The organism is Pseudarthrobacter sp. NPDC058329 (assembly GCF_042879835.1).
Lineage (GTDB): Bacteria > Actinomycetota > Actinomycetes > Actinomycetales > Micrococcaceae > Arthrobacter.
Genome location: NZ_JBHVZR010000004.1, coordinates 60,079 through 86,495, shown reverse-complemented (window position 1 = coordinate 86,495; position 26,417 = coordinate 60,079). Strand labels below are relative to the sequence as shown.

General features: G+C 63.2%; 27 protein-coding genes and 2 tRNA genes. 18 read left to right on the top strand and 11 right to left on the bottom strand.

The window, feature by feature from the left end:
• Positions 1–42 precede the first annotated feature (42 nt).
• Genes rsmG through rpmH form a run of 6 tightly spaced genes read right to left on the bottom strand, consistent with a single transcriptional unit; the run spans position 43 to position 3,247 of the window.
• Positions 43–693: a 16S rRNA (guanine(527)-N(7))-methyltransferase RsmG gene (gene rsmG / locus ACFVYC_RS07835; protein ID WP_387548711.1), complete on the bottom strand. Its 651-nt coding sequence runs from the start codon at positions 691–693 to the stop codon at positions 43–45.
• A gap of 21 nt (positions 694–714) precedes the next feature.
• Positions 715–1,281 (bottom strand): protein jag, encoded by a 567-nt coding sequence (locus ACFVYC_RS07830; RefSeq protein WP_387548709.1) that lies wholly within the window; start codon positions 1,279–1,281, stop codon positions 715–717.
• Positions 1,281–2,255, bottom strand: coding sequence for a membrane protein insertase YidC (gene yidC / locus ACFVYC_RS07825; RefSeq protein ID WP_387548707.1), 975 nt, complete (start codon positions 2,253–2,255; stop codon positions 1,281–1,283). The genes ACFVYC_RS07830 and yidC overlap by 1 nt, the downstream gene beginning before the upstream one ends.
• Positions 2,256–2,270: 15 nt before the next feature.
• Positions 2,271–2,666: a membrane protein insertion efficiency factor YidD gene (yidD, locus tag ACFVYC_RS07820; RefSeq protein ID WP_258061784.1), complete on the bottom strand. Its 396-nt coding sequence runs from the start codon at positions 2,664–2,666 to the stop codon at positions 2,271–2,273.
• On the bottom strand, positions 2,659–3,069 hold the full coding sequence (gene rnpA, locus ACFVYC_RS07815) for a ribonuclease P protein component (protein ID WP_387548705.1): 411 nt from the start codon (positions 3,067–3,069) through the stop codon (positions 2,659–2,661). The genes yidD and rnpA overlap by 8 nt, the downstream gene beginning before the upstream one ends.
• Positions 3,070–3,109: 40 nt before the next feature.
• Positions 3,110–3,247: a 50S ribosomal protein L34 gene (rpmH, locus tag ACFVYC_RS07810; protein WP_003800212.1), complete on the bottom strand. Its 138-nt coding sequence runs from the start codon at positions 3,245–3,247 to the stop codon at positions 3,110–3,112.
• A 468-nt stretch (positions 3,248–3,715) separates the two neighbouring features.
• On the opposite strand from rpmH, the gene dnaA reads away from it, so the two are divergent.
• The 12 genes from dnaA to ACFVYC_RS07750 all read left to right on the top strand — a co-directional run bounded on the left by dnaA (position 3,716) and on the right by ACFVYC_RS07750 (position 17,002).
• Positions 3,716–5,137: a chromosomal replication initiator protein DnaA gene (gene dnaA / locus ACFVYC_RS07805; RefSeq protein ID WP_387548703.1), complete on the top strand. Its 1,422-nt coding sequence runs from the start codon at positions 3,716–3,718 to the stop codon at positions 5,135–5,137.
• Positions 5,138–5,659: 522 nt separating this feature from the next.
• Complete coding sequence (gene dnaN / locus ACFVYC_RS07800; RefSeq protein WP_387548701.1) at positions 5,660–6,784, top strand: DNA polymerase III subunit beta; 1,125 nt, start codon at positions 5,660–5,662, stop codon at positions 6,782–6,784.
• A gap of 119 nt (positions 6,785–6,903) precedes the next feature.
• Positions 6,904–7,788: a phosphogluconate dehydrogenase (NAD(+)-dependent, decarboxylating) gene (gnd, locus tag ACFVYC_RS07795; protein WP_387548700.1), complete on the top strand. Its 885-nt coding sequence runs from the start codon at positions 6,904–6,906 to the stop codon at positions 7,786–7,788.
• Positions 7,789–7,833: 45 nt separating this feature from the next.
• Positions 7,834–9,036, top strand: coding sequence for a DNA replication/repair protein RecF (gene recF / locus ACFVYC_RS07790; protein WP_387548698.1), 1,203 nt, complete (start codon positions 7,834–7,836; stop codon positions 9,034–9,036).
• Positions 9,029–9,601, top strand: coding sequence for a DUF721 domain-containing protein (locus tag ACFVYC_RS07785; protein ID WP_387548696.1), 573 nt, complete (start codon positions 9,029–9,031; stop codon positions 9,599–9,601). Before recF ends, ACFVYC_RS07785 begins: the two co-directional genes overlap by 8 nt.
• Before the next feature lie 381 nt (positions 9,602–9,982).
• The gene (gene gyrB, locus ACFVYC_RS07780; protein WP_387548695.1) at positions 9,983–12,073 is read left to right on the top strand and encodes a DNA topoisomerase (ATP-hydrolyzing) subunit B; all 2,091 of its coding nucleotides are present in this window, start codon (positions 9,983–9,985) and stop codon (positions 12,071–12,073) included.
• A 55-nt stretch (positions 12,074–12,128) separates the two neighbouring features.
• Positions 12,129–14,807 carry a DNA gyrase subunit A gene (gyrA, locus tag ACFVYC_RS07775; RefSeq protein WP_387548693.1) on the top strand — a complete coding sequence of 893 codons (2,679 nt, stop codon included), beginning with the start codon at positions 12,129–12,131 and terminating at the stop codon, positions 14,805–14,807.
• The gene (locus ACFVYC_RS07770; RefSeq protein WP_387548691.1) at positions 14,800–15,468 is read left to right on the top strand and encodes a DUF3566 domain-containing protein; all 669 of its coding nucleotides are present in this window, start codon (positions 14,800–14,802) and stop codon (positions 15,466–15,468) included. Before gyrA ends, ACFVYC_RS07770 begins: the two co-directional genes overlap by 8 nt.
• A gap of 98 nt (positions 15,469–15,566) precedes the next feature.
• A tRNA-Ile gene (locus ACFVYC_RS07765) sits at positions 15,567–15,640 on the top strand.
• An 8-nt stretch (positions 15,641–15,648) separates the two neighbouring features.
• Positions 15,649–15,825 carry a DLW-39 family protein gene (locus ACFVYC_RS07760; RefSeq protein WP_374114819.1) on the top strand — a complete coding sequence of 59 codons (177 nt, stop codon included), beginning with the start codon at positions 15,649–15,651 and terminating at the stop codon, positions 15,823–15,825.
• Between the two features lie 72 nt (positions 15,826–15,897).
• A tRNA-Ala gene (locus tag ACFVYC_RS07755) sits at positions 15,898–15,973 on the top strand.
• A 78-nt stretch (positions 15,974–16,051) separates the two neighbouring features.
• Positions 16,052–17,002, top strand: a complete 951-nt coding sequence (locus ACFVYC_RS07750; protein WP_387548688.1) for a DMT family transporter — start codon at positions 16,052–16,054, stop codon at positions 17,000–17,002.
• Positions 17,003–17,024: 22 nt separating this feature from the next.
• Here the strand turns inward: ACFVYC_RS07750 and ACFVYC_RS07745 are convergent, their stop codons facing one another.
• Positions 17,025–17,870 (bottom strand): glycosyltransferase, encoded by an 846-nt coding sequence (locus tag ACFVYC_RS07745; protein WP_387548686.1) that lies wholly within the window; start codon positions 17,868–17,870, stop codon positions 17,025–17,027.
• Positions 17,871–18,013: 143 nt separating this feature from the next.
• The gene (locus ACFVYC_RS07740; protein ID WP_387548684.1) at positions 18,014–18,934 is read right to left on the bottom strand and encodes a hypothetical protein; all 921 of its coding nucleotides are present in this window, start codon (positions 18,932–18,934) and stop codon (positions 18,014–18,016) included.
• Between the two features lie 155 nt (positions 18,935–19,089).
• Here ACFVYC_RS07740 and ACFVYC_RS07735 point away from each other — a divergent pair, with 155 nt between their 5' ends.
• The 3 genes from ACFVYC_RS07735 to ACFVYC_RS07725 all read left to right on the top strand — a co-directional run bounded on the left by ACFVYC_RS07735 (position 19,090) and on the right by ACFVYC_RS07725 (position 21,576).
• Positions 19,090–19,635, top strand: coding sequence for a peptidylprolyl isomerase (locus tag ACFVYC_RS07735; protein ID WP_387548682.1), 546 nt, complete (start codon positions 19,090–19,092; stop codon positions 19,633–19,635).
• A gap of 9 nt (positions 19,636–19,644) precedes the next feature.
• Positions 19,645–20,523 (top strand): rhomboid family intramembrane serine protease, encoded by an 879-nt coding sequence (locus ACFVYC_RS07730; RefSeq protein WP_387548680.1) that lies wholly within the window; start codon positions 19,645–19,647, stop codon positions 20,521–20,523.
• Positions 20,524–21,108: 585 nt separating this feature from the next.
• Positions 21,109–21,576, top strand: coding sequence for a carboxymuconolactone decarboxylase family protein (locus ACFVYC_RS07725; protein ID WP_387548678.1), 468 nt, complete (start codon positions 21,109–21,111; stop codon positions 21,574–21,576).
• A 180-nt stretch (positions 21,577–21,756) separates the two neighbouring features.
• On the opposite strand, the gene ACFVYC_RS07720 is transcribed toward ACFVYC_RS07725, so the two are convergent.
• Both ACFVYC_RS07720 and ACFVYC_RS07715 read right to left on the bottom strand, forming a co-directional pair.
• Complete coding sequence (locus ACFVYC_RS07720) at positions 21,757–22,398, bottom strand: DNA-3-methyladenine glycosylase I (RefSeq protein WP_387549017.1); 642 nt, start codon at positions 22,396–22,398, stop codon at positions 21,757–21,759.
• A complete protein-coding gene (locus tag ACFVYC_RS07715) occupies positions 22,395–22,646 on the bottom strand; it encodes a cell division protein CrgA (RefSeq protein ID WP_387548677.1) in 252 nt (83 codons plus the stop codon). Before ACFVYC_RS07715 ends, ACFVYC_RS07720 begins: the two co-directional genes overlap by 4 nt.
• 173 nt (positions 22,647–22,819) lie before the next feature.
• Between ACFVYC_RS07715 and ACFVYC_RS07710 the strand changes: the two genes are divergently transcribed.
• The 3 genes from ACFVYC_RS07710 to ACFVYC_RS07700 are packed head-to-tail and all read left to right on the top strand — an operon-like array spanning position 22,820 to position 24,428.
• Positions 22,820–23,617: a class E sortase gene (locus tag ACFVYC_RS07710; protein WP_387548675.1), complete on the top strand. Its 798-nt coding sequence runs from the start codon at positions 22,820–22,822 to the stop codon at positions 23,615–23,617.
• A gap of 2 nt (positions 23,618–23,619) precedes the next feature.
• Entirely contained in the window at positions 23,620–23,790 is a 171-nt protein-coding gene (locus tag ACFVYC_RS07705) for a hypothetical protein (protein ID WP_387548673.1), read from the top strand.
• Positions 23,787–24,428: an anthranilate synthase component II gene (locus ACFVYC_RS07700; RefSeq protein ID WP_387548671.1), complete on the top strand. Its 642-nt coding sequence runs from the start codon at positions 23,787–23,789 to the stop codon at positions 24,426–24,428. The genes ACFVYC_RS07705 and ACFVYC_RS07700 overlap by 4 nt, the downstream gene beginning before the upstream one ends.
• Positions 24,429–24,448: 20 nt before the next feature.
• Here the strand turns inward: ACFVYC_RS07700 and pknB are convergent, their stop codons facing one another.
• Positions 24,449–26,407: a Stk1 family PASTA domain-containing Ser/Thr kinase gene (gene pknB, locus ACFVYC_RS07695; RefSeq protein WP_387548669.1), complete on the bottom strand. Its 1,959-nt coding sequence runs from the start codon at positions 26,405–26,407 to the stop codon at positions 24,449–24,451.
• Positions 26,408–26,417 lie beyond the last annotated feature (10 nt).

The following is a 26,417-nucleotide window of genomic DNA, read 5'->3' as shown; positions in this document are numbered from 1 at the left end:
CCTAACTGCTTACCCCGGCAGACTGTGGCCGCCGGGCCTACCCTAGGCCTTCTTTTGGGACTTGTTTACAACGATGCGTACTACAGTGGTGGGTTCGTCGAGGAGGTTGTCGCCGACCGTGACTACAGATGTCTGAACGCCCCCCAGTTTGCGGATGACCTTCGCTGCTTTTTCGATCTCCTCAACCGCAGTGCGGCCCTTGATGGCCACCACTTCCCCCCGCCCGCCAAGCAGGGGAATGGTGAGGCCCGCGAGGTTACTCAGTGCGGATACCGCCCGAGCCGTCACCACATCAGCCTCCACATGGCCCACCGCAAGTTCAGCGCGGGTCCTCATGACCGTCACGTTGTCCAGGCCCAGATCATCGACGACTTCCTGCAGCCAGATCACCCTGCGCTCCAGCGGTTCGATCAGGGTGAGTTCCAGGTCCGGGCGAGCGATGGCGAGGCAAAGGCCCGGCAGTCCAGCACCACTGCCGACGTCGGCAACATGGCTTCCCTGCGCGATCTCACTTTCAATGACGGCACAGTTGAGGACATGCCGCCCCCACAGGCGGGGAATCTCCCGGGGCCCAATAAGCCCGCGCTCGGTTCCCGAGGTGGCGAGGTGTTCCACATACCGTTTTGCGAGATCCAGGCGGTCGCCAAAAATCTTTTCAGCTGCCAGAAGCTCAGCTGCCGTGATGTCAACCATGATTAGCGAATCAGCAATTCTCTAGTCTGCGGATACAACAATGTGGCGGCCGGCGCCTTCGCCCTCGGACTCGCTCACGAGACCAAGGTCTGCGACGGCGTCGTGGACGATCTTCCGCTCGTACGCACTCATGGGTTCGAGGGCAACAGCCTCGCCGGTCTTCTTCACGGCCGCCGCTGCATCCTCGGCAACCTTCTGGAGGTGGCCTGTGCGTTCCTGCCGGTAGCCGTTGATGTCCAGCACCAACCGGGACCGGTTTTCCGTCGCGGACAGCACGGAGAGCCGGGTCAGTTCCTGCAGGGCTTCGAGGACTTCGCCGTCCTCACCCACAAGGCTGTCCAGGGTGTCGGACTCTTCCTCGGTGACAATGGAGATGTAGGTGCGGCCGTTGCGGACTTCAATGTCAATGTCGCCGTCAATGTCTGCAATGTCCAGCAGCTCCTCGAGGTAATCCGCCGCAACGTCCCCCTCTTCCTCGAGCCGGCTGGCCGAGGATACCTTGGGGGCGGAGCTGTCCTCGGCCGCGGACTCGTCCTGATCGTCGATGATCTCTTCGGAAAGGGCGTGTTCGGTACTCTCGGCTGACATTACTTCTTCTTCCTGTTCTTGCGTTGTGGCTGGATGCGCTGGCTCTTGGCTTGCGCCACTGCAGCGGCGGCAGCTGCCGCGTCGGCGTCCTCGTCCTTCTTGCCGCTCAGGATCGAGAGGGCAGGGAGTCCCTTGGCGGCACGGCGCTCGGCGAGGGCCTTGGCGGCGGGGGATCCCGGCGTCGGCATGCGGCGAATGACGAAGAACTGCTGGCCCATGGTCCACAGGTTGGTGGTGGTCCAGTAGATCAGGACACCGATGGGGAAGTTAATGCCGCCGACACCGAAGACGATGGGCAGGATGTAGAGCATCATTTTCTGCTGGCGCATGAATGGGCTGGCCATGGCTTCTTCAGACATGTTCTTGGCCATGATCTGCTTCTGCGTGATGAACTGCGAGGCGGTCATCGCCAGGATCATCAGGATGGAAAGGATCCAGACTGCCACCTGGTTTCCGTCGCCGCCATGCAGCAGGGAGGCGGAGAGGGTGGCACCAAAGATGGTGGAGTCATCGAACTGCACAACCTGCTCGTGGCTCATGGCCCCGATCCCGTTACCCGCGGCTGCTGCGCCGCTGATGCCGGACAGCACGGTGAAGAGCGCGAAGAAGAACGGCATCTGGATCAGCATGGGCAGGCACGCAGAGAACGGGTTGGTTCCGTGCTTCTTGTACATGGCCATCTGTTCCTGCGCCATGGCCTGGCGGGACAGCTGGTCAGTTTTGCCCTTGTACTTGTCCTGCAGCTTCTTCAGGTCAGGCTGCAGCAGCTGCATGCCGCGCTGCGCCTTGATCTGCTTGACGAACACCGGGATAAGGGCGGCGCGGATCACGAGCACCAGGCCGATGATGGACAGAGTCCAGGTCCAGCCGGAGGCCTCCGGCATGCCAATGGTGCTCAGGCCCTCGTGGAAGCCCACCATGATGATGGACACCAGCCACTTGAACGGAAACATGATTGTTTCAAAGAAGTCCATACTTATCCCTATTCGTCAGGCCGCGGTGCGGCCTTCTCCATCAGTCCGAGCAGCCAAGTACTTGTCCGGGTTGTTCAGCACAACAATTGTGGGGGTCTGGCTTACAGGCCATTCCCGGTGGCCGGCGGGGACGTGGTCCACACCACCGGCATTCCATGGATGGCAGCGGCCGAGGCGGCGGACAGCAAGCCAGCTCCCCTTGACGGCACCATGGACGGTAATCGCTTCAAGGGCATAGGCCGAGCATGAAGGAAAGAATCGGCAGACCTGACCATACAAGGGAGAGATCACCTTGCGGTATGCGGTCAGCAGAAGAATCAGGATGTTGCGGGGCAGGTTCCAGAGGAACCTCCCGGCAGCGGCAGCAGCAGGACGGAGATAGGTGACGACGACGGCGGTGGCGTTACGCACGCGTGGTCCCCTCCTGTGTTGTACCGGCCGAACCGTTAGCAGCAGCCCGTGCAGGGCGGCCGGCCAGCCGGGTCATAGTCGCTGCCAGTGCGGCGTTGTAATCCGACAACAGCTGATCCCAGCTTGCGGACGCGGACGCAGGAAGCGCCCGGACCACTATGGCAAACCCGGTACCGTACTCGCGCAGCGAGACAGCACCTGCTTCTCTCAGTCTCCTCTTAACGAGGTTCCTGACCACAGCGTTCCCGACACCTTTGGAAACGATGAACCCGATCCGGCTGGGTTCGTCAGCAGCAATGGCTGCCGTATATAACACTACGTTCCGGCGTCCATTGCGGACACCGGAACGTACAGTTGTTGAAAAATCGGTTGCAGTCCTCAAACGGTTACGGGTGGCCAGCACCTTAAACTCGCAAAGAAATGTCTACCGACGAGTCAGTTATTTAGGCCGACAGCTCGGTACGGCCCTTGCCACGACGGGCTGCCAGGATGGCGCGGCCGGCACGGGTACGCATACGAAGGCGGAAGCCGTGCTTCTTGGCTCGACGGCGGTTATTCGGCTGAAAAGTCCGCTTGCTCACGTTAGTTACTCCAGTGGATCAAAGGTGCGCCCACCCGATCAGTAAAGGGGAAGAACTGGCCGACGCTAAGTTTTGTATATGCACGCTTCCCCCGGCTGCTCAAACGCACTGCGCCTGAGAGATTCAGATGGGGCCAAAAAGCGGACACAAAGGACTTCACAACGTTAGGGCAATTTAAGCCCCTGAGTCAAACCGGAGCAGGGCTCGCTCTCCATCCACAACTGTGGCCAACCGGCCCCTTCAGCCTGTGGATGAAGTGGCTCACAAGGCCGCTTTGAGAACAACACCCGTGTAATTATCCACAAGCTACTTGCCAGCTATCTTCTAGGCTTTTCATCCCCTAGAGTTGCCCAGTAGCCGATTATCCACGTGCTGTGCATAACCCTGTGGATGAAGCTGAACCCATCCTGGTTTAAGACTCGCGGCTGCAGGCAATGCAGGCAAAGCAAGTTTTGAGGGAACCGGTTGATGACAGTAGACGAAGCAAACCACGCCAATACTGTCGGAAGTTCCTGGCGGCGCGTTGTCACTCTGATGGAGCAGGACCACCGCGTTACACCTCGCCAGCGCGGCTTTGTCATCCTGGCCCAGGCCCAGGGCCTGATCGGTTCCACCCTGCTGGTTGCCGTGCCCAACGAACTCACCCGCGAGGTGCTGCAGACCCAGGTCAAGGATGCCCTGGATGACGCCCTGCACAACGTGTTCTCCGAAGACATCCGCTGTGCCATCGACGTGGACACGGATCTGGTGCCTGTCCATGTAGAGCCGGAACCCGTCGTCGAACCTTCCTACTCGGCCGACCAGCTCATCGAGCAGAAGCCGCAGCCCATGCTGCCCAGCACCTCGCACGAGTTCGGCCGGTTGAACCCCAAGTACGTCTTCGACACCTTTGTGATCGGTTCCTCCAACCGCTTCGCCCACGCCGCCGCCGTCGCAGTGGCCGAGGCGCCGGCCAAGGCCTACAACCCGCTGTTCATCTACGGCGACTCCGGCTTGGGAAAGACACACCTGCTGCACGCCATCGGGCACTACGCCCGCCGCCTGTACAGCGGCATCCGCGTCCGCTACGTCAATTCGGAAGAATTCACCAACGACTTCATCAACTCCATCCGCGACGATGAAGGCGCCAGCTTCAAAACCACTTACCGCAACGTGGATGTCCTGCTGATCGATGACATCCAGTTCCTGGCCGGCAAGGACCGGACCCTGGAGGAGTTCTTCCACACCTTCAACTCGCTGCATAACAACAACAAGCAGGTGGTCATTACCTCCGACCAGCCGCCCAAGCTGCTCGCCGGATTCGAAGATCGCATGAAGTCCCGCTTCGAATGGGGCCTGCTGACGGACATCCAGCCGCCGGAGCTTGAGACCCGTATCGCCATCCTGCGCAAGAAGGCCCTTAGCGACTCTCTCTCCGCGCCGGATGACGCACTGGAGTACATCGCGTCCAAGATTTCAAGCAATATCCGGGAACTCGAAGGCGCCCTGATCCGCGTTACCGCGTTCGCCAGCCTGAACCGGCAGCCCGTGGATGTTGCCCTGGCCGAAATGGTCCTCAAGGACCTCATCACCGACGACGGCGCCCAGGAAATCACCTCAAGCCAGATCCTCACGCAGACTGCGGACTACTTCAAGCTCAGCATGGAAGAGCTCTGCAGCAAGTCGCGCACCAGGACCCTGGTTACCGCCCGCCAGATCGCCATGTACCTGTGCCGGGAGCTGACGGACATGTCCCTTCCCAAGATCGGCCAGGAACTCGGCGGCCGCGACCACACCACCGTGATCCACGCGGACCGCAAGATCCGCGAACTGATGGCCGAGCGCCGTGTGATCTACAACCAGGTGACAGAGCTGACCAACCGGATCAAGCAGCAGCAGCGCGATTCCTGACGGCGCCTCTATACCTTATTAACAGGTGCATGTGGATAAGCCTGTGGATAGTTAAGGGGACAACCGCGGCTAATGGGCTTAAAACCCTTAAGCCGCCTGTGGATTCGAAAAATCGCGAAAAATGTTGTCCCCATCCACACCCTGTTTAAACCTGCTCCACCCACAACCCATGAACAGGGCTTAACCGCCGGATCCTGCGGCCGGAGAAGGTTATCCACAGTTTCCACAGCAGTTATTAACACTACTAATCCCAAAAAATTGAAGTCCCTCAAATAACAACTTCGATTCCCGCCCCGCACCGAGGGGGCCGAGGGCCCGGAGGACCTTGCGTTGCAGGATGGGGGATGGGTTAATCGCTGATCTTCCGGCTAAGCTGTCAGCAGCGCTCCCATCCTTGGGTTTCTGCGTGGTCCAGGCAGCACGGACCATGCAGGTTCAGGTGTCGGGACAACTCCTTTCGGGGCTTCCTGCGGGAAGTTTCCGGAACACCATCGCAGCAGCAATGAAAGGCGGCACCCTTCCGTGAAGTTCAGAGTCGATCGGGACGTCCTGGCAGAAGCCGTCACCTGGACAGCCCGTTCGTTGTCTCCGCGGCCGCCCGTTCCCGTCCTTTCCGGCCTTCTTTTGAAAGCCGAAGCAGGCACGGTCAGCCTCTCGAGCTTCGATTACGAGACTTCCGCGCGCCTCGAAATCGCCGCTGACGTACGGGACGAAGGCACGATCCTGGTTTCCGGCCGCCTGCTCGCAGACATCTGCCGGAGCCTGCCGTCGGCTCCGGTCGACGTCGAGACTGATGGCAACAAGGTCACGCTCACCTGCCGCCGAAGCAGCTTCCATCTGGCCACCATGCCCGAAGCTGAATACCCGCCACTTCCGGCACTCCCCACCGTCAGCGGAACCGTGCCCGGTGACTCATTTGCCCAGGCCGTCTCCCAGGTGATCATCGCTGCCAGCAAGGATGACACCCTCCCCATCCTCACTGGCGTTCGGATGGAGATCGAGGATGACCTCATCACCCTCCTCGCCACAGACCGCTACCGGCTCGCGATGCGTGAGGTGCCGTGGAAGCCCGTGACCCCAGGGATCTCAACCAGTGCCCTGGTCAAGGCAAAAACCCTGAACGAAGTAGCCAAGACCCTCGGCAACAGCGGCGACATCCATCTCGCCCTCGCAGATGACGACACCCGTTTGATCGGGTTCGAAAGCGGCGGCCGAACCACCACCTCGCTGCTGGTGGACGGTGACTACCCGAAGATCCGCTCGCTCTTCCCGGATTCAACCCCCATCCATGCAACGGTCCAGACCCAGGAACTCGTGGAAGCCGTACGCCGTGTGTCCCTGGTGGCTGAACGCAACACCCCTGTCCGCCTTGCCTTCACCCAGGGCCTGCTGAACCTTGATGCCGGTACCGGTGAGGACGCCCAAGCTTCCGAGGAACTGGAAGCACAGCTTTCCGGTGAGGACATCACGGTGGCGTTCAACCCCCACTACCTGGTGGAAGGCCTCACCGTGATTGAAACCAAGTTCGTCCGGTTCTCCTTCACCACGGCTCCGAAGCCTGCCATGATCACAGCCCAGGCAGATGCCGACGGCGAGGACCAGGACGACTACCGTTACCTCGTGATGCCGGTCCGCCTCCCCAACTAGTCCGCACCGCCACCCCGCAAGCCCGGCGAGGGAAACCGGCGGCGTGGGCCCAGGCAGTTGTTGTCGTTCCGGGCCCCAAAACGACAACCGACACCCAATGCAGAAAGAGAACCCGCATCGTGCATATCGGACTGATCGGCCTTGGCAAAATGGGATTCAACATGCGCGAACGCCTGCGTAAGGGCGGTGTGGACGTCACCGGCTATGACCGGAACCCGGACGTCACCGACGCCGGCTCCATCGATGAGCTCCTCGCCGCAGTTCCCAGCCCGCGGCTGATCTGGGTCATGGTCCCCGCGGGTGACATCACGGACGCCGTCATCAAGGAACTCAGTGAAAAGCTGAACGAGGGCGACCTCGTGATTGACGGCGGCAACTCTCGGTTCACCGAAGACCAGAAACACGGGGAACTCCTGGCCGCCAAGGGCATCCGGTTTGCGGACTGCGGCGTTTCCGGCGGCGTGTGGGGGCTGCAGAACGGATATGGGCTGATGGCCGGCGGCGACGCGGCGGACATCGAACGGGCACTTCCGGTGTTTGACGCCCTGCGCCCCGAGGGTGAGCGAGAGGACAGCTTTGTCCATGTGGGCGGTGTCGGCGCCGGACACTACGCCAAGATGGTGCACAACGGCATCGAGTACGGCCTGATGCAGGCGTATGCCGAGGGCTACCAGCTGCTCGCTTCCAAGGACATCATCACCGATCTGCCCGGAACTTTCCGCGCCTGGCAAAAGGGCACAGTGGTCCGTTCGTGGCTGCTGGACCTCGCCGTCAAGGCACTGGATGAGGATCCAGGACTGCAGAACATTGACGACTACGTCGAAGACTCGGGCGAGGGCCGGTGGACCGTGGAGGAAGCCATTGCCAACGCCATTCCGGCGCCCGCGATCACGGCCGCACTGTTCGCACGCTTCGAGTCCCGGGAAGACAGTTCCCCGGCCATGAAGATGGTGTCCGCACTGCGCCACCAGTTCGGCGGACACGCAACCCGTCCCGCAAAGTAGCCACCACCGGGAACCTCAGCGGTTCCCAGAATTGCCGAACCCCGCGTGTATCTAGAACACCTTTCCCTGACTGACTTCCGCAGTTACGCCCAGGTTGACCTTGCCCTGGGTCCGGGGGTCACCGTCCTGGTGGGATACAACGGCATCGGCAAGACCAACCTCATGGAGGCCATCGGTTACCTGGCCACTCTGAGTTCACACCGGGTCAGTTCGGACGGACCACTGTTGCGCTTCGGCACCGACCGCGCGCTGGTCCGGGCCCGGTTGGTCCGCGGCGGCCAGATTACGGTCCTGGAGCTGGAAATCAATGCCGGCCGGGCCAACCGTGGCCGCATCAATCGCAGCAACCCGGTGCGGGCCCGCGACCTGCTGGGAATCTGCCAGACGGTGCTCTTCGCCCCGGAAGACCTGGCACTGGTGAAGGGTGACCCTTCGAGCCGGCGCCGTTTCCTCGACGAGCTGCTCGCCAGCTTGATTCCGCACCACGCGGCCACGCGCAGCGACTACGACAGGGTGCTGAAACAGCGAAACGCGCTCCTGAAGTCCGCCCGTGCCGGCAAGTTCACCCCGGCGCATGAGGCAACACTGGATGTCTGGGACCAGCACATGGCCAAGGCGGGTGCCGAGCTGCTGTACGCCCGGCTTGAACTGGTGGAGCGGCTCCGGCCGCACCTTGCCCGGGCCTACGCCGAGCTGACCGATGCGACAAAGCCCGCTGACGCCGTCTACCGCTCCACGCTTCAGGACCAGATGGACGACGACGGCGCCCCCCTACTGCGGGATGCCGGCACCGCAGCAGGGGGTGCTTCGGCGGACGTGGGTGACCTGCGCCGGCTGACCGTGGAGCAGTTGACTGAACGGTACGTGCGCGCCTTCGGCGAATCGCGCCGGAAAGAACTGGAACGGGGCATCTCCCTGGTGGGCCCGCACCGGGATGAACTGGAACTGGTCCTGGGGCAGGCACCCGCCAAGGGCTACGCCTCGCACGGTGAAACGTGGTCCATGTGCCTTTCGCTGCGGCTCGCTTCCTACTACGTGATGCTGGACGATGCGCGTACCGGAGGTTCCGCACCCATCCTGATCCTGGATGACGTTTTCGCCGAGCTTGACGTCCAGCGCCGGCGTAAACTGGCGGCAATAGTCGCAGGCGCGGAACAGGTTCTGGTGACCGCCGCCGTCGACGCCGATATCCCGGAAGAGCTGTCCGGCCGGCGGGTGAAGGTCATCGCGGGAGGCATCGATGAATAGGGACGAGGAAAAAACCGGCGGCCGGCAGCCCGGCGGCTCTGACGGCCGCGTCCCGGACAGCATCGATGCGCCCCAGGCTGCACTGAACAGAATGCGGGAGGCCGCCGCAGCGCGCGGCGAAATCCGCCGGGCCGCAACGCGCCCCGGATCCCAAAAGGCAAAACGGGGAATCCGGGACACCCGCGGTTTCAGCCAGTTCCACGCCACTGGCCGCGATCCACTTGGACTCGGCAAGGTAGTGGGAAGGCTGGTGGCGGAACGCGGCTGGACGTCACCGGTTGCTGTCGGTTCCGTCATGGCAGAGTGGGCCACCCTGGTTGGACCGGAAATTTCGGCCCACTGCACCCCGGAAAGCTTCACCGACACCACGTTGCACGTCAGGTGCGATTCAACGGCCTGGGCCACGCAACTGCGGCTACTCAGCTCGAGCCTGCTGGAGAAATTCCGGGCGGAACTGGGCGATGGAGTGGTCACCAGCATCCAGGTCCTCGGACCCTCCGCGCCCAGCTGGCGCAAGGGCGGCCGGTCCGTCAACGGCCGGGGACCCCGGGACACCTACGGATAGTCCGCCGTCGAACTCTTGAAAATCCCCTGATAGGCGTGTAGCGCGCTGTAAGGGCCGGAGGGTGTATAGGCACCCGGACACGGGACTCCTCGGGCGCCCAAGGCGCGGTCTACGGCTTCCAGCAGGCACATTGCCGGCCATCCACGGCTCCGGAATGCGGGGTTACTGCCCTTTTCGCGGTAGAATCGTTGTAGATAACTGGGCGCGGGTGAAACGTTGACTGAGTCCGTTTTCCGCAGGCTTCCAGCACGCGGACATCGGGTTCCGCCATCAGCTAGTCACCGGCGCTATAAGTTTGTGCCTGCCGGCAGATGACAGTCCTGGGCAACCAGGGAAGGAATCGGCTGGCCATCATCGAGAACAGAGGAGTCGACAGCGCCTGTGGCTAACGACAATACAGATATTCTGGCAGTTGACCCCGCAGTCGAGGATGCCCGCACGCCTGACACCCCTGCAGAAGCTGCCACTCCGCGCGAATACGGCGCCAGCGACATCACTGTCCTTGAAGGACTGGAAGCGGTGCGGAAGCGCCCGGGCATGTACATCGGTTCCACCGGACCCCGCGGACTCCACCACCTGGTGTACGAAGTGGTGGACAACTCCGTGGATGAGGCGCTGGCCGGCTATTGCACACACATCGAGGTTGTGCTTCAGGCCGACGGCGGCGTGAAGGTAGTGGACGACGGCCGCGGTATTCCCGTGGACATGCACCCCACCGAGCACAAGCCCACCGTCGAAGTTGTGATGACCATCCTGCACGCAGGCGGCAAGTTTGGTGGCGGCGGCTATGCGGTATCAGGTGGCCTGCACGGCGTGGGTATTTCCGTGGTCAACGCCCTCTCCAGCAGGGTTGACACAGAGGTCCGCCGCCAGGGCCACGTCTGGCGGATGTCCTTCGCGGACGGTGGCAAGCCCCAGGGCAGCCTGGTCAAGGGTGAGGAAACGGACCGCACCGGAACCACCCAGACGTTCTACCCCGATGCCGAGATCTTCGAATCCACCGAGTTTGATTTCGAGACGCTGCGCGCCCGCTTCCAGCAGATGGCTTTCCTCAACAAGGGTTTGCGCATCACCCTGACTGACGAACGCACCTCGGCCAGCGACAGTGAAGCAGACGCCGACCTGGACCTCGACGCTGTCGTCACCGAGGGCGAAGTCAGTGCAGAGCACCGCACGGTGGTCTACCAGTACAACGAGGGCCTGCTGGACTACGTCAAGCACCTGAACTCCGGCAAGAAGGTCGAAGTTGTCCACGAGGACGTCATCGCCTTCGAGACCGAGGACAAGGAACGCAAGATTGCTCTGGAAATGGCGATGCAGTGGACCAACGCCTACTCGGAAAGCGTCCACACCTACGCCAACACCATCAACACCCACGAGGGCGGTACCCACGAGGAGGGCTTCCGCGCTGCCATGACGTCCCTGATCAACCGCTACGCGCGCGAAAAGGGGATCATCAAGGAGAAGGACGACAACCTCACCGGCGACGACATCCGAGAGGGCCTCACCGCCGTCATCTCGGTCAAGCTCGCTGAACCCCAGTTCGAAGGCCAGACCAAAACCAAGCTCGGCAACTCGGAGGTAAAGGGCTTCGTTCAGCGTGTTGTCACCGACGGGCTCGGCGACTGGCTGGAACGCAACCCCGGCCCTGCCAGGGATGTCATCCGCAAAGCCATTTCGGCGGCCCAGGCGCGCATGGCGGCCCGCAAAGCACGGGACAACGCGCGCCGAAAGAGCCCGCTGGAATCCTTCGGCATGCCCGGCAAGCTGTCCGACTGCTCCTCCAAGGATCCGGAGAAGTGCGAGGTCTACATCGTGGAGGGTGACTCGGCAGGAGGATCCGCCAAGCGCGGCCGGAACCCCGAGACCCAGGCTATCCTTCCGCTGCGCGGCAAAATCCTAAACGTGGAGCGTGCCCGCCTGGACAAGGCCCTGGGCAACGCTGAGGTCCAATCCATGATCACGGCTTTCGGTACCGGTATTGGCGAGGACTTCGACCTCGCAAAGCTGCGGTACCACAAGATCGTCCTGATGGCCGATGCCGATGTGGACGGCCAGCACATCACCACCCTGCTGATGACGCTGCTGTTCCGCTACATGCGCCCGCTGATCGAAAACGGCTACGTGTACCTGGCGCAGCCGCCGCTCTACCGCATCAAGTGGTCCAACGCCGCCCACGACTACGTCTACAGCGACAGGGAACGCGATGCGAAGCTGGTTGCCGGCCAGGCAGCCGGACGCCGCATCCCCAAGGACAACGGCATCCAGCGCTACAAGGGCCTCGGCGAGATGGATTACACCGAACTGTGGGACACCACCATGGATCCGGACCACCGCACGCTGCTGCAGGTCACCATGGATGACGCCCTCGCCGCGGACCAGATCTTCTCCGTCCTGATGGGCGAGGACGTGGAATCACGCCGTAACTTCATTCAGCAGAACGCCAAGGACGTCAGGTTCCTGGATATCTAAGCGCACGTCCTTCGCATATTCCAGAGCTGACATATACCTGAAACGGAAATAGAAAATGAGCGACGAAACACCCGAGAGCCCGGACACCGAGGCCGGGAACCCGGACACCGTTCTAGAAGGCGACGTGCTGGTGGACCGCGTGGAGCAGGTGGACCTGCAGACGGAAATGCAGCGGTCCTACCTGGACTATGCCATGGCCGTCATCGTGGGCCGGGCCCTCCCGGATGTCCGGGACGGCCTGAAGCCGGTCCACCGCCGCGTGCTGTACGCCATGTTCGACGGCGGCTACCGCCCGGAGCGTTCCTTCAACAAGTGCGCCCGCGTGGTGGGCGAGGTCATGGGCCAGTATCACCCCCACGGCGACACCGCGATCTACGATGCCCTGGTACGCCTCATCCAGGACTGGACCATGCGCTACCCGCTGGCCCTCGGCCAGGGCAACTTCGGCTCCCCGGGCAACGACGGCGCTGCTGCGCCCCGTTACACCGAGACCAAAATGGCACCGCTTGCCATGGAAATGGTCCGGGACATCGACGAGGAAACGGTCGATTTCCAGGACAACTATGACGGCAAGAACCAGGAACCCACCATCCTGCCGGCCCGGTTCCCCAACCTGCTGGTCAACGGGTCCTCAGGCATCGCCGTCGGTATGGCCACCAACATTCCGCCGCACAACCTCCGCGAGGTAGCCGACGGCGTGCAGTGGTACCTGTCCAACCCCGGAGCCAGCCGCGAGGAACTGCTGGAAGAGCTTCTGCTGCGGGTCAAGGGACCGGATTTCCCCACCGGCGCCACCATCCTCGGCCACAAGGGCATCGAGGATGCCTACCGGACCGGCCGCGGGTCCGTCACCATGCGCGCCGTGGTGAACGTGGAGGAACTTCAGGGACGTACCTGCCTCGTGGTCACGGAACTGCCGTACCAGGCCAACCCGGACAACCTGGCCATCAAAATCGCCGAACTGGTCAAGGACGGCAAGATCCAGGGCATCGCCGACCTGCGCGATGAAACGTCCGGCCGCACCGGCCAGCGCCTGGTCATCGTGCTGAAGCGCGATGCCGTGCCGAAGGTGGTGCTGAACAACCTCTACAAGCACACCGAACTGCAGAGCAACTTCTCCGCCAACATGCTGGCCATTGTTGACGGTGTTCCGCGGACCCTGAGCCTGGATGCCTTCATCCGGCACTGGGTGACCCACCAGATGGATGTCATTGCCCGGCGTACCCGGTACCGCCTGCGTAAGGCCGAGGAAGAGGCCCACATCCTGCGGGCGCTCCTCAAGGCACTGGACATGCTGGACGAAGTCATCGCCCTGATCCGCGCTTCCAACACCACCGAGGCAGCACGCGACGGACTGATGGAACTGCTGGACATCGACGAGCTGCAGGCCCGGGCCATCCTGGACATGCAGCTGCGCCGCCTGGCCGCTTTGGAACGCCAGAAAATCCAGGACCGGCATTCTGAGCTTGAAGCGCTCATCGCCGAGTACAACGAGATTCTTGCCTCCGAGCAGCGCCAGCGCGAAATCATCAGCAACGAGCTTGGTGAAATCGTGGCGAAGCACGGTGATGACCGGCGCACCAAGATCCTCATGGGCTACGACGGTGACATGTCCATGGAAGACCTCATCCCCGAAGAGGAGATGGTTGTTACCATCACCCGCGGCGGTTACGTCAAGCGCACCCGGAGCGATAACTACCGCTCCCAGCAGCGCGGCGGCAAGGGCATCAAGGGTGCCCAACTTCGCGGCGACGACGTAGTGGAGCACTTCTTCGTCACCACCACGCACCACTGGCTGCTGTTCTTCACCAACCTCGGCCGCGTCTACCGTGCCAAGGCGTATGAGCTGATGGAAGCAGGCCGCGATGCGAAGGGCCAGCACGTCGCCAACCTCATGGCCTTCCAGCCGGACGAACACATCGCCCAGGTCCTGGACCTGAAGGACTACCAGCAGGCACCCTACCTGGTTCTCGCCACCAAGCGGGGCCTGGTCAAAAAAACCCGGCTGGAGGACTACGACACCAACCGCTCCGCGGGCGTGATCGCCATCAACCTCCGCGACGGCGACGAACTGGTATCCGCCCAGCTGGTCTCGGAAACTGATGACCTGCTGCTGGTGTCCCGCAAGGGCCAGTCCATCCGCTTCACCGCCACCGAGGACGCCCTCCGCCCCATGGGCAGGGCAACCTCCGGCGTTACCGGCATGAAGTTCCGGGAGGAGGACGAACTGCTGGCCGCCAATGTGGTGACCGATGGCTCCTTCGTATTCATCGTGACCGACGGCGGCTACGCCAAGCGCACTGCGGTGGAAGAATACCGCCTGCAGGGACGCGGCGGCCTGGGCATCAAGGTGGCCAAGCTTGCCGAAGGACGCGGCGACCTGGTGGGAGCGCTGATCGTCCAGGAAGAGGACGAGGTGCTGGTGGTCATGGAGGGTGGCAAGGTTGTCCGTTCCTCCGTCGCCGGCGTCCCCGCCAAGGGACGCGACACCATGGGCGTCATCTTCGCCAAGCCGGACAAAAACGACCGGATCATCGAAGTGGCGCGCAACAGCGAACGCGGTCTTGAGGGCGAGGAATCGCTGGAGGATGACGTAACGTTGGCTGAAGATGGCGGTTCCCCGGAGGAAGCCGCAGAGTCAGCAGTGGCAGAAGAATCACCGGCCGTTGAGTCAGAGAACGCCTCGGGCGACGCTGAGCCGAACGAAGACAACACGGAGGTAACGAGTGAGTAATCCGGACTCATTTCCCAAGCCGAACACTTCTGTTCCCGACGGAAGCCGGCCCTCGGCTGCGCCCCGCGTGAACGCTCCTGTTCGTCCCCAGCAGCGCCCGGCGGCGCCTGCGGCTGCTCCGGGCCAGCGGCCCGCCCAGGCTGACCGCCCGACGTCGGGCCAGCCGGCCCCGCGCACGGCCCCGGGAAGTCCCGTACAGGGTCAGCGCCCCGTGCAGGGCCAGCCCGGCCAGCGTCCCGCCCAGGGAAGCCCTGCGCAGGGAGCCCCCGGGCTGGTGAAGCCGGCACCGAAAGCCAAGGTTCGGCGCGCCCGGCTGCTGGTCAGCAAGGTGGATCCCTGGTCCGTGCTGAAGATGGCGTTCCTGCTGTCAGTGGCGCTGGGAATCGTCACCGTTGTTGCTGCCATCGTTCTGTGGACCGTCCTGGACCTCACGGGCATCTTCGACCAGGTGGACAGCCTGCTGGGCACCCTTGCCGGCTCTGAGGGCGGTGGCTTCGAGTTGAAGAAGGTTGCTTCACTGGGCCAGGTGGCTTCCTTTGCCACCATTATCGCCGTGGTGAACGTTGTCCTGCTGACTGCGCTCTCCATGCTCTCTGCTGTGCTCTACAACATCGCTGCCACCCTGGTGGGCGGCATCGGCGTCACCCTCACCGACGATTAGGTCCGTCGTTTTCACCGGCGAAATCCCGGTGGAAACGCCCGATTTGAGATCGGGCCGGGATGTGCTGTAAAGTCATGTCTCGGCCCGATGAGGTATCGGGGCGTATAGCTCAGGCGGTTAGAGCGCTTCGCTGATAACGAAGAGGTCCCAGGTTCAAGTCCTGGTACGCCCACGGAACCTGTGCAGGTTCAAGTGGAGGTTTGGTTCGCATCACTGCGGCCGGACCGGAACGGGGAGCATGTGAAGAAGTTGCTTGTACTGGCAGCTGCAATCGCAGGCGTCCTGGTCTACCGGAAAGCACAGGAATCCGAAGCCCGGAAAACAGTCTGGAGCAAGTCAACCGATACGGTTGACTAGGCCGGACGCCTGGTCCGGGGGCTGGTCAGCAGCCCCCTGGTTCTAGGGTATGATGGACGGGTTGCTTCTTATGGGGGCATGGCGCAATTGGTAGCGCACCTGCTTTGCAAGCAGGGGGTTCGGGGTTCGAGTCCCCGTGCCTCCACCATAAGAAAGTCCCGGTTAGCGTATAACGCTGGCCGGGACTTTTGCTTTGCCCCGCAGCCGCCGACATTAGGGTTGGACAGTGAACTTTTTTCTCGCGGCCCTTGGAGTGCTGGGCGTTGCGTCCTCCGGCCCCCTGATAGCTGCCACGCTGGGGGCTACCAGCGTCAGCGCGCTGGCCATAGCGTTCTGGCGGAATGCCATCGGCGCCGCGGTCATGGCGACTCCCACCCTCGTTCGGGAGCCGGCCCAGTTCGGCAGGGTGACCAAGCCGGAATTCGGCTGGTCCGTGCTGGCCGCCGTCGCACTGGCCCTGCACTTCGCCTGCTTCATCACGTCGCTGCAACTGACGTCCGTCGCCGCAGCCACAGCCCTGGTCTGCCTCCAGTCGGCCTGGATCGCCGTCTTCCAGCTCTTCCGGGGCACCCGGCACCGCTGGCAGGTGCTGGCCGGGCTGGGCATCGCCTTTGGCGGCGTTGTGGCCATTACGGGGTTCGACATGGGATCGTCCCCGGAAGCCCTCTTGGGCGACCTGCTGGCGATGGCCGGCGGCGCTCTGGCCGGACTCTACACTTTGGCCGGAGGCAAGGCCCGGCAGAGTATGACCACGGGTACGTACACCACGCTGTGCTACGGCATGTGCGCTGCGCTGGTGGCCGTGCTTGCCTTGCTGGGCGGCCAGCCGCTGGTGGGCTTCGAGGCAGCCGGATGGCTCGGCATTGCCGCCATCACCGTGTGCGCCCAACTCGTAGGCCATACCGCCTTCAACCACCTGCTGGCCACCATGAGTCCGCTCCTGGTGTCGATGATCATCCTGCTGGAAATCCCCGGGGCGGCCCTTCTCGCAGCCCTGTTCCTGGAGGAGGTGCTCCCGGCCGGCACGTACGCCGGACTGGCGCTCATCCTGGTGGGGCTCGCCGTCGTCGTCCTCGGGCAAAAGCCCGGGAAGGCAGCATGGCGGGGACGAGGCAAAAGTACAGGCAACGCTGACGGACCGCCGGAGCGTCCCCTGGCCGAACTGGGGACGGACTGACCCGCTGCTGGCTGCCGGGCCCCTACTGACCGCCGCGGCGGGCGGGCTGGGCCGTGTTGACCGTGTGGATGGCCCGCAGGAGCTTGGCCGGGAAGTACACCGAAAAGAACACCACCATGGGCGCCTTAAGGGCCATCTTCTTGACGTTGTGGGCCTTGTAGGTGCGGTCAAACCGGGTGACGTAGTAGCGGTAGTCCCGCGGTGAATCCTCCAGCCGGCGCGCGGACATCCCGGAAACCATCTGGGGACAGTAGTTGATCTTCAGGTCGTGGTCCGCCAGGTGCAGGGAAAGATCGATGTCCTCATGCATCTCATCCTTTTCATCCCGGCACGTCTCGGAGCGGATGATTTCCCAGGCAGAGGAACGGAGGGCCATGTTGGAGCCAAACAGGAAGTGGTACTGGTGTTTGGCCAGCTTCAGCATGAGCTGGCGCATCTTGTCATCGGCTTTGAGTCCGAAGCGGCGCATGGGCATGTCGTAGTAGACCACGGGCCCGGTGGCGGCCTGGACCGACTGCTCCAGGAAAGCCCGCTGTACCTGTTCCACCCAGTCAGGCTCCACCACGGAGTCGGCGTCGATGCGGCCCAGGATGTCGCCGGTGGCGTTGTCCAGGCCGAAGTTCCGGGTGGGAATGAGCCCCTGCTCCCGGTCCTGGCTCAGCAGGATGATGGGGCTCTCCGGATACTCCAGCTGCATCTGCCGCACAATGTCCGCAGTCCGGTCCTTCGACAGGTTATCCACCACGATGATCTCGTGGGCGGGGACTGACTGGTAGATGGCAGCTATGAGGCACTGCCGGATGACGCTTTCCTCGTTATATGCCGGGATAACAATTGATACGCGGGGCAGTTCTGCTGCGTCGTTCAAGGTATCCCCAGAGGATTGGTTGGCTGGCGTCAGTTCAAATCTAGCACCGATCAGATGCCCCGCCGGGAGGCCGGGATGCCGCGACGCAGAAGGGGCCCCGCCTACAAGGCGGGGCCCCTCACTGGAAACGTGGACTGCCGGGATTAAACGGTGCCCTTGTCCGCGGCGCCGCTGCTGGCGGCGATGTTGCGGGTGGCAGTCTTGGCATCCGTTGCCACCTGCGGCGTGCTGCTCGAAGCGTCCTCAGCAACGTGCTTGGCCTTGTCCGGGCCGTCTCCGGCCGTATCCTTGGCAGCACCAGCCTCTTCGGCGGGGGCACCGGTGGTTGCTTCGGGTACCTCATTGACCGTGGTGGCGGGAACCGGTGCAGGCGTGCCGGTACCTGTGACGGGTGACGGAGTCTTCCACGGGTCCTCGACGGGCTTGGAAGCCTTCCAGGCAGCCACACCGGCCGCAACCGCTGCGGCAATAACACCGAAGACCAGCCAGCCGCGCTTTTTCTGGGCCTTGGGCTCAGCGAGCTGGACGGTAGCCGTGCGGCCGGCCTGGGTGGCGGCTGCCTTGAGCTGCGTCCCGGTGGCCTGCGCCTGCTCCTGGATGGCGTGGATGATTCCGACGTCCCCAAGCTTTTGGGCTACGGCGTCGACGTGTGCCGGCGTGTTCTCGAGCGTGCGGTGCACCACTCCGGATGCCACACCGATCTGGTCCGACAGCCGGGGCAGATAATCAACCACGACGCGGTCCCGGGCATTAAGAATGACCGGTGTTGCCTTGTCCAGGGCCTCATGCAGCCGGGGCGAAGCACCCTCCACAGCGTCATTGATCCGGGGTGCAAGCTGCGCAAGTCCGTCCTGGATGCGCGGCGTAACAACGGCCACGCCGTCCGCAGCACGGTGTGCGGCAGTCTTGAGGCCTTCCTGGATCTTGGGAGATGCAGTATCCAGGCTGTGCTGCAGGCGGTCGACCGCTGCTTCCACACGGGGGGCCGCCCAATCCTTGGCATTCTCTACGGCGCTGGTGACTGACAGCTCAAGCTCACGGGCAATACGATCCGATTTCTTCACAACTACCTCCCGATTTAATGTGACGGTCTGTGGTTAGCCTACGTGCCTTGGTGTTCACCGGCTATTCTCCCTGCGGATTTTGGGCGGATTTCACCCAGCGCGGAACTGTTGCCACAGCCATCCCCACCCCGGACTGCCGTGAAAGAATGGGCCCTATGACTGCAATCGCAACCGCAAAAGCAACCATCCACACCAGCCTCGGCGACATCGTCGTTAACCTCTTCGGCAACCACGCGCCCAAGACGGTCAAGAACTTCGTTGGCCTGGCCACCGGTGAGCAGGCGTGGACCCACCCCGAGTCGGGCGAGGACAAGACGGGCACGCCGCTGTACGACGGCACCATCTTCCACCGGATCATCAAGGACTTCATGATCCAGGCCGGCGATCCGCTGGGCCGCGGCGTGGGTGGCCCCGGCTACCAGTTCGACGACGAAATCCACCCCGAGCTCAGCTTCAACCAGCCCTACAAGCTGGCCATGGCGAACGCCGGCATCCGGATGGGCAAGGGCACCAACGGTTCACAGTTCTTCATCACCACCATTCCCACCGACTGGCTTCAGGGCAAGCACAGCATCTTCGGTGAAGTGGCCGATGAGGAATCCAAGAAGGTTGTCGACGCCATCGAAGGCGTCCGCACCGGCATGGGCGACCGCCCGGTGGAGGACGTCACCATCAACAGCATCGACATCGAACAGCTGTAATCCCCACCCATGAGTTACGGAATTCCGTCGGCTGAGCCGTCCGCGCAGGTTCCGGTGTGCCCGCGGCACCCGGACCGGCCATCCTATGTGCGCTGCCAGCGGTGCGGGCGCCCCGCGTGCCCGGACTGCCAGCGGGCGGCCGCCGTCGGATTCCAGTGCGTTGACTGCGTCAACGAGACAAGGCGCACGACGCCGGAGGTCCGGACCGTCTACGGCGGCGCCGTGGCGTCCGGGAAACCTGTGGTGACGTACGTGATCATCGCCGTATGTGCACTGATGTACGCACTTCAGTGGCTCATTCCCGGCCAGGTGGTCTACGAACAGTTCGCCTACAACAATGTGTTTGCTACCCCTGAATACGGGGCGTTTGAACCTTGGCGGATGCTCACCGCAGCTTTCCTGCACTCCCCGGATTCCGTCCTGCACATTGCCTTGAACATGTACACGCTGTGGATCTTCGGCCAAGCCCTCGAACCACTGCTGGGCCGCGTCCGTTTCCTGGCGTTGTACCTCATCTCAGCAGTGGGCGGCTCGGTTGGTTACCTGCTCTTGAATCCCGTGCTGGTGCCCGGGCAAGGGCTGGTGGGAGTCGTAGGTGCTTCCGGTGCCATCTTCGGCCTCTTCGGGGCCATGCTGCTGGTGCAGCGCCACCGCGGCGGTGACACCCGCCAGCTCTGGGTGTTGATTGCGATCAACGGTGTGATCGGATTCCTGATCCCCCAGATCGCCTGGCAGGCGCACCTGGGTGGCCTGATTACGGGTGCTCTCTGCGCTGCAGTCCTTGCCTACACTCCCCGCGGGCCACGGCAGGGTTTCCTTCAGGCAGCAGGCCTGATGGCAGTGGTGGTGCTGCTGGCGGCGGCCAGCTGGGCCAAGATCTCCATGTAGCCCCCCAGCCCCCCAGCCCGAGCGGCCAGGGCAGGCGTCCTATCGAGAGGCCCCGACATCAAGGATGTCGGGGCCTTTTCTTATCCACAGGACTTATCCACAGTGTTGGTAACTTACACGGCTGTAGTTCATCTGGGAAAGGCAGCTTTCCCGTACGGCGGCGGGGATTCTGTGGCGCGCTTCCCCTTGAAATCCACATCTGTGGATAACTCTTGGGGATAGCGCTGTTATTAAGTGGAAAAAGAGGGCAAAATCAGGCGTTCTGTGGAGAAAGCCGTGGAGGACGGCCGCCAGCAGGTACCCCGCCAGGGGGTACGGATATCTTTCAACAGGTTTGTGCACAGTGTTAATAAGTGACAGCCGTGTAATCGTGTGTCTGTAATTGCCCGGTTCGCAGGGTGGGGAGAGCCGTCACTTCTCCGTAGGCCACGCGATTTCCACAATTGTGGATAAGTTGTGGGTATCCCGTTGTTGGTAAGTGGACAACGTGCCGTGGTGGTTGTGCCAAGCTAGGTGGCAGCCCCAGCTTTGGAGCAGCAGGTGCACCAGATGCTTACCTGCCAACCTTCCCGCCAGGAGAATCCATTGAGCGCCAGCACGCAGCACATCTTCCTCGACAAGCAGCATCCCGTCCTGTGGCGGACCCTCAACGGATTGGGTCTCAAAGTTCGGGAGGCCGCCGAGGCAGCAGGAGTGGACGAGAAGACAGTGGAACTACTGCACGTCCGGATATCGCAGCTCAACGGCTGCGCGTACTGCCTGGACGTGCATGTAAGGGACGCGCTGAAGGCCGGCGAGAGCGGACAGCGGCTGGCAGTGCTCCCCGCCTGGCGCGAGACAGCCCTCTTCTCCGAAAAGGAACGGGCGGCCCTCGCCTTGGCCGAAAGCATCACGGAGCTGCCGGACCACCGCTCACAGGCCCACGAGGAAGCATTCGCACGTGAGCACCTCACTGAGGAGGAATTCTCGGTCATCAGCTGGCTGTCCATCACCATGAACGCGTTTAACCGGATCTCCATCACCAGCCACCATCCCGTCCGCCGGGAACGCTAGGACCTCCGGCTCCCCACAGGTGCCCTGCTTATCCACAGGTCTTCCACACTGTTAATAACTGCATACGGAGGGCGTGATTGGCGGTTTCGTGCCAGCGGGGCGTTATGAAGCGTGGTTACCAAGCAAAGTCCGAAGTTTTCAACAGTGTGGATAACTTTCCCAACAGTTGGGGAAAACCGGTCAGGTGCGGTGGGCCGGCCAGATTCCTGAAGAACCGCGGCGGTGGCTGTCCAGCAGGTGCGTGTCCACCATCCCGACGGCTTCCATCAGGGCAAACATGGTGGTGGGGCCAACGAACGAGAACCCCTTCTTCCGCAATGCCTTTGACAGGGCAATGGACTCGGCGGACTGGGTGGGGATCTCGGAATGGGCTGCAGGGCGTGGCGTATCGGCCGGTTTGAACTGCCAGACGAAGTCCACCAGGCCGCCTTCCCCGCGCAGTGCGAGCGTGGCCCGGGCATTGGTGACAGCTGAGCGGATCTTCAGCCGGTTCCTGACGATGCCGGGGTCCTGCAGCAGCCGTTCGACGTCGGCCTCGCTAAAAAGCGCCACAGCATCAGGGTTGAAGCCCGCAAAGGCAGCCCTGAAAGCCGGGCGCTTCCGAAGGATGGTGGCCCAGGAAAGCCCAGCCTGGAATCCCTCCAGGCAGATGCGCTCATAGAGCCCCTGTTCGTCGGTGACAGGCAGGCCCCACTCATTGTCGTAGTAGTCGCGCAGGAGCGGATCCACAGACGCCCACGCCGGCCGGGCCAGTCCGTCCTCACCAACCACCGCACCGCGCTCAGCAGGGCCGGGTTCAACCGCGCCGCGGTCAGGAACTATGAGCGCCACCTGGTGGTCATAAGGAAGCCGATGATCGCGATGCCGAAGCCGGCAACGATGTTCCACGATTCCCACGCCTGGACCGGCAGCTGGCCTTCACTGATGTAGAACGTGATGATCCAGAACAGGCCGATGATCATCAGGCCGAACATGACCGGCTTGAACCAGATGGGGTTGGGCTTGTAGGACTGCGACGTTGCCTGCTGGGGGGTGCTGGTGGTCTTCTTGCGAGGCTTTGACTCGGGCACGGGCTCTCCTTGGCGGGCTGAGGCAAGCTCGGCGTTCCGGGCTTGATATCCTGCAAGAAGGAAGTTGCCAGCGGTCTGCGCGATCTTGGTCAAATCTGGATTCTTACTAGCAGCCAATTCTAGCCGTAGTCACGGGTCACCAATGCCCATCGCACCCGCCCGGAGGAGGACCCGTGGTACTGCAGGAAAAGGCGAGGCCCGCCGCTGCGCCGGCTGCCGGCGTCGTCATTCTGCGCGGGACGGTCCAGGTTGTGGGTGAGCTGCTCATTACAGCCGGGATCATCCTCCTGCTCTTTGTCGCCTGGCAGCTGTGGTGGACCAACGTGGAGTCCGACGCCAAGCAGAGTGCCATCATCAAGGAGTTCGCCCAGGACCTCGGTGCCGCGGCTCCAGCCGCCCCGGAAGCGGCGGATGCTCCCGCAGCTCCCCCTGCCTCCGAAGATTTTGGTCCGCCGGTGGTTTCGGCGGCACCGGGCCATGCCGGCACCATCGGTATCATGTACATTCCCCGGTTCGGCGAAAGCTACACCCGGCCCATCGTGCAGGGAACCACCGGCGACGTGCTGGACACCTTGGGACTGGGGCACTACACCAACACGGCCATGCCGGGAGCGGAGGGAAACTTCGCTGTTGCCGGGCACCGCCAGACCCACGGCGCCGTCCTGGACAACATCCACACCCTGGTTCCCGGGGACAAGATCTACGTCCAGACCAAGGATGGCTACTACGTCTACGTGTTCCGCAACAACCAGATTGTGATGCCGTCGAGGACGGACGTCCTGGAGCCAGTCCCCACTCTTCCGGGCGTCACCCCCACGGAAAGCTTCCTCACCATGACCAGTTGCAATCCCCGCTTCGGGGCGGAAGAACGCATCATTGCTTATGCACTGCTGGACAGCTGGCGCCCTGCATCAGCCGGTCCGCCCGCTGAAATCGCGGCCCAGGTGGCCGCAGCGGTGGGAAGGGGGTGAGCATGTACGGCTGGATCTTCCGCAACTTGCCCGGCCCCCTGTGGCTGCGGATCGTCACCTCGCTGGTGCTCATCGCCGCCGCACTGGTATTGATGGTTCAATTCCTTTTCCCCTGGATGTCCGAATACACCGCATTCACCGACTCAACGATTGGTTCCGCAAGCCAGCCATGACCACAACCAAGATCCTCGTGGTGGATAACTACGACAGCTTCGTCTACACCCTGGTGGGGTACCTCCAGGAGCTCGGCGCCGAGACCACGGTGGTCCGCAACGACGACGTCACCCTGGCAGAGGCCATTGAACTGGCCGGCACCCGTGACGGCGTGCTGATCTCTCCCGGCCCGGGCAACCCTGCCGAAGCCGGTGTCTGCATCGAACTGATTAAGTGGTGCGGCGAAAACAGTGTGCCGATGTTCGGCGTGTGCCTGGGACACCAGGCCTTGGCGGAGGCTTTCGGCGGCAAGGTTACCCATGCCCCGGAACTGATGCACGGGAAGACCTCGCTGGTGGAGCATATTGGAACCAGCGTGTTCTCCGGACTCCCCTCCCCCGTCACGGCCACCCGGTACCACTCCCTCGCCGCGGTGCGGGACACGCTGCCGGACGTCCTGGAAGTCACTGCGGAAACCGCCACCGGAGTGGTGATGGGCCTCCAGCACAGAACCGCTCCCTTGTGCGGCGTGCAGTTCCACCCGGAATCCGTGCTGACCGAGGGCGGCTACCAGATGTTGGGGAACTGGCTCGAGTCCCTGGGAATGAAAGGGGCGGCTGCGCGGGCAGCCAAGCTGAGCCCCCTCATCCAGCGCTGATTACACACTGACCGGCCTGCTCAGCCCCTCCTGCGGGATGTCTCCGTAGGCGTCGGCGTGGGCGTTGGCGTCGGCGTAGCGGTGGGTGACGGCGGCGGAGGCGGCGCCTTGGCCACCACGATGGCCACCGTTTTGCCTTGTTCCACCGCGGCATTGACGGCGTCGCCCTGTTCCGTGACCCTGCCTGGTTCCACCTCCGCGTTCTCGGCCTCGGTGACGGCGGGTACCAAGCCCAATTCCTTCAGCGCCGCTTCCGCTTCTTCCCGGGTCCGTCCGCGCAGTTCGGGAACTGCCACCTTGCCCGTGGAGACCACCAGTTCAACGCTGGTACCCACACCCACGCTTTGCCCCGGGGCCGGGCTCGTGGTGATCACGATGCCGGCCGGGACGGTGGCGCTGTTGGCGGTGGTGGTTGAGGGTGCGCCCACCAGGCCGATCTGGCGCAGCATGTCACGGGCCGCAGCTTCAGTCTTGCCCGGCAGGGTGTCCGGAATTGTGACGGCGCTGGGCCCGTCGGAGATGTTCAGGACCACCTCGGAGCCGGGGTCCACCTCGACTCCCGAGGCGGGATCCGTTCCAATGGCGGTGCCCTTGGGCACGGTGTCGTGCTGCGAGCGGACGATTCGTGGCTCGAGGTCCGCACCGTAGAGCTCCTGCAGCGCGGCGGACTCAGTCATGGCGGCCACCACCGGAATGGGGATCTGCGGCGGGGGCGGCGCCGGGCGGTTGACCATGGTGTACAACCACAGTCCGCCGCCGGCCAGGACCAGGACCGTGAAGATCACGAGGGTGGTGATCCATGCCCGACGCCGGGACTTCTGGCGGGCGGTCCGCTCGCGTTCCGGGGGCAGGCCGAGGGGCAACTCATCCCGTGTGAAAGGTTCGTAGGCGGCGGGAGCGGTGTGTCCGTCGTCGTCCGCCAGGGCGTTGATGGCAGCGAGGCGGCCGGTGGGAGCGTCGTCCGGGAAGCTGGCGGCGGTCACCGCGAACGCCTCAGTGGCGGGGTCCGCGTAAGGAGTGGGGACATGGTCGTTGGGGTCGGTGGGAGCCTCGGACGCGGCGACGGCAGGGACAGGAACACCTGCGCGGGCAGCCCGCAGGGCGCGCATAAAAGCGGCGGCATCCTGGAACCTGTCATGGCGGTTCTTCTGGAGGGCTTTCGCCAGCACGGTGTCCAGCGCCGGGGAAATCTCCGGGTTCAGGCTGCTGGCCGGTGCCGGGATTTCCCGCACGTGCTGGTAAGCGACAGACACCGGGCTGTCACCGACAAACGGCGGGCGCGAGGTCAGCATTTCATACAGGAGGCAGGCGGCGGAGTAAAGATCGCTGCGGGCATCGACGGTTTCGCCGCGGGCCTGCTCCGGCGAAAGGTACTGTGCCGTGCCCACCACGGCCTGGGTCTGGGTCATGGTGGCCGAGGAGTCCGCAATGGCGCGGGCGATGCCGAAGTCCATGACCTTCACCGAATCGGTGCCTTCGCAGTACATCACGTTGGCCGGCTTGATATCCCGGTGCACAATGCCGGCTTTGTGGCTGTACTCCAGGGCTCCAAGTACGCCCAGGCAGTAATCGATGGCGTTCGCGATGGTGACCTCATTGGCCCGGATAAGGTCCCGGATGGTCTTGCCCTCAACGAATTCCATCACGATGTATGGCACCCGGACGTTGTCATCCGAACCGTCATGGACGAGGTGCTCGCCAGTATCGTAAATAGCCACAATGGACGGGTGGTTCAACGCAGCCACGGACTGGGCCTCGCGCTTGAAGCGCGCCTGGAACTGGGGGTCACGCGCCATGTCCGGACGCAACAGCTTCACGGCCACGGTACGCCCCAGCCGGGTGTCCAGGCCCCTGTACACGTCCGCCATACCGCCACGGCCAATGAGGCCGCCCAGCTCGTACCGTCCGCTGAGGACACGCCGGTTATCCACCGGAAGGTTGTCCTCCCGGTGCAACGGTGTGCGCGCTGACTCGTTCATTGGCTGTCCT

Coding starts and splice junctions, on each gene's coding strand:
- rsmG (WP_387548711.1), bottom strand. CDS start 693: ATGGTTGACATCACGGCAGCTGAGCTTCTGGCAGCTGAAAAGATTTTT.
- ACFVYC_RS07830 (WP_387548709.1), bottom strand. CDS start 1,281: ATGTCAGCCGAGAGTACCGAACACGCCCTTTCCGAAGAGATCATCGAC.
- yidC (WP_387548707.1), bottom strand. CDS start 2,255: ATGGACTTCTTTGAAACAATCATGTTTCCGTTCAAGTGGCTGGTGTCC.
- dnaA (WP_387548703.1), top strand. CDS start 3,716: ATGACAGTAGACGAAGCAAACCACGCCAATACTGTCGGAAGTTCCTGG.
- ACFVYC_RS07785 (WP_387548696.1), top strand. CDS start 9,029: ATGAATAGGGACGAGGAAAAAACCGGCGGCCGGCAGCCCGGCGGCTCT.
- gyrA (WP_387548693.1), top strand. CDS start 12,129: ATGAGCGACGAAACACCCGAGAGCCCGGACACCGAGGCCGGGAACCCG.
- ACFVYC_RS07735 (WP_387548682.1), top strand. CDS start 19,090: ATGACTGCAATCGCAACCGCAAAAGCAACCATCCACACCAGCCTCGGC.
- ACFVYC_RS07730 (WP_387548680.1), top strand. CDS start 19,645: ATGAGTTACGGAATTCCGTCGGCTGAGCCGTCCGCGCAGGTTCCGGTG.
- ACFVYC_RS07705 (WP_387548673.1), top strand. CDS start 23,620: ATGTACGGCTGGATCTTCCGCAACTTGCCCGGCCCCCTGTGGCTGCGG.
- ACFVYC_RS07700 (WP_387548671.1), top strand. CDS start 23,787: ATGACCACAACCAAGATCCTCGTGGTGGATAACTACGACAGCTTCGTC.
- pknB (WP_387548669.1), bottom strand. CDS start 26,407: ATGAACGAGTCAGCGCGCACACCGTTGCACCGGGAGGACAACCTTCCG.